This window comes from Micromonospora sp. LZ34 (assembly GCF_052981855.1).
The window spans coordinates 1-2292 of the sequence record NZ_JBRIQN010000133.1; the positions used below are offsets into that span (position 1 = coordinate 1).

General features: G+C 78.5%; 2 protein-coding genes and 1 pseudogene. All 3 read left to right on the top strand.

Going from position 1 to position 2292, the window contains the following annotated elements; all coding sequences use genetic code 11:
* Window positions 1-375: pseudogene (locus ACVCAH_RS37720) on the top strand (hypothetical protein); the annotation flags it as partial.
* Window positions 372-1781 (top strand): PfkB family carbohydrate kinase, encoded by a 1410-nt coding sequence (locus ACVCAH_RS37725; RefSeq protein ID WP_447140988.1) that lies wholly within the window; start codon window positions 372-374, stop codon window positions 1779-1781. The pseudogene ACVCAH_RS37720 and the gene ACVCAH_RS37725, both read left to right, overlap by 4 nt.
* On the top strand, window positions 1778-2292 hold a 515-nt coding region (locus ACVCAH_RS37730), incomplete at its 3' end, for an SDR family NAD(P)-dependent oxidoreductase (protein WP_447140989.1). The genes ACVCAH_RS37725 and ACVCAH_RS37730, both read left to right, overlap by 4 nt.

Here is a 2292-nt window from a genome sequence, read left to right on the forward strand (position 1 = left end):
CACGCCGCCCACCACACCGGCCTCCGCACCTGGGCCTTCACCGGCCCCACCCCCAACCCCCTCGCCGACGCCTGCGACAAGGTGCTCGCCGTCCCCTCACCCGACAGCCAGGTGGTCCAGGAACTCCACCTCGTCTCCAGCCACCTGCTCTGCGAATACGTCGACCAGGCGCTGCCCCTGGTGCGGGACCTGCCGCGGGTGCCCGCGCCGGCCGCGCGGACGGTGGGGCTCGCCGACCGATTCGGCCGGGACGGCCGGGCGCTCGCCGCCACCGGCGGCCACGGCCCCAACGGGCAGGGCCCCAACGGCCACGGCCCGAACGGGCACGGGCCGAACGGGCACGGCAGCGCCCGGCGGGACGGAGCGGCGTCGTGAGCGGCCCCCTGGTGGTGGTCGGCGACGCCCTGCTCGACCGGGACGTGGCCGGCACCGTCACCCGGGTCTGCCCGGACGCGCCGGTGCCGGTGCTGGACGAGCGGTCCGCCACCGACCGGCCCGGCGGCGCCGGCCTCGCGGCGCTCCTCGCCGCCGCCCAGGGCACCGAGGTGGCGCTGGTCACCGCGCTGGCCGACGACCCGGCCGGCGCCCGTCTCGCCGAACTGCTCACCGCCGCCGGGGTCCGGCTCTATCCGCTCCGGATGCCCGGGGCGACCCCGGAGAAGATCCGGCTGCGGGCCGGCGGCCAGACGCTGCTGCGCCTGGACCGGGGCGGCGCGCCCCAGCCCTGCGCCGAACCACCGGAGGCGGCCTGCGCGGTGATCGCCGCCGCCGGCGCCATCCTCGCCAGCGACTACGGACGCGGGCTGCTGCGGCAACCGACCCTGCGCGCCGCGCTGGCCGAGGCGCCCGCACCGGTGGTCTGGGACCCGCACCCGCGCGGGTCGGCGGCGGTCGCCGGCACCCGGCTGGCCACCCCGAACCTGGCCGAGCTGCGCCAGCTCACCGGGGACGCCGGCGCCGGTGACCCGCTCTCCACCGCCACCCGCGCCGGCCACGAGTTGCGCCGGCGGTGGCGGGTCGGCGCGGTCGCGGTGACCATGGGGCCGCACGGGGCGGTGCTCTGCCACTCCGGCAGCGCTCCGCTCGTGGTGCCGGCGCCGTCCGGAGTGGACGACGCCGAGGACACCTGCGGCGCCGGGGACCGGTTCGCCGCCGCCGCGGCCGGCGCGCTCGCCGGCGGGGCGGTGGTCTCCGAGGCCGTGACCGAGGCGGTCGCCGCCGCATCGGCGTACGTGGCGGCCGGGGGCGCGGCCGGCCTGCACCGGGACGCCCCGAAGGCGCGGCCCCCCGCCGCGGGACCGGCGGAGAAGTTGGCGGCGCGGGTACGCGCCGACGGAGGCACCCTGGTGGCCACCGGCGGCTGCTTCGACATCCTGCACGCCGGGCACGTGGCCACCCTCCAGGCGGCCCGCCGGCTCGGCGACGCGCTGGTGGTCTGCCTCAACTCCGACGCCGGCGTCACCCGGCTGAAGGGGCCTGACCGGCCGGTCAACCCCGAGGCCGACCGGGCCCGGGTGCTGGCCGCCCTGGACTGCGTCGACGCGGTGGTGGTCTTCGACGAACCCACCCCGCACGCGGTGCTGTCCCGGCTCCGCCCGGACGTCTGGGTCAAGGGCGGCGACTACGCCGGCGACGGCGCACCCGAACTGCCCGAGGCCGAGCTGGTCCGGGGCTGGGGCGGCCGGGTCGTCACGGTGCCCTACCTGACCGGGCGGTCCACCACGGCGACGATCAGCGCCGCGCGCCTGCGCGGCCGGAACCTCATCAAGGGAGCGGCATGAGCAGGGACATGAACGGAGCGGCGATCCTGGTCACCGGCGGGTCGAGCGGGCTCGGCGCGGCGGTGGTGGCGGCCGTGACCAAGGCCGGCGGCCGGCCGTACGTGCTGGACCGGCAGCCCCCGGCGGACGGGGTGCCGTGGGTGCGGTGCGACCTGGCCGACACCCGCGCCGCCGAGGCGGCCACCCGGCGCCTCGCCGAACAGGCCGGCGGGCTCGACGGGGTGGTCACCGCAGCCGGGATGGACGTCCCGGGCAAGCTGGCCGACGTCCCCGGCGAGACCTGGGACCGGATCGTCACGATCGACCTGCTGGCCACCGCCGCGGTGATCCGCGCGGCGCTGCCCTGGCTGGAGCGGTCGCACGGCACGGTGGTCACCGTGGCCTCCACGCTGGGCGTGAAGGCGGTCAGTGACGCGACCGCGTACTGCGCCGCGAAGTTCGGCGTGGTCGGCTTCACCCGCGCCCTCGCCGCCGAACTCGCCGGCACCATCGGCGTCACCCTGCTCATCCC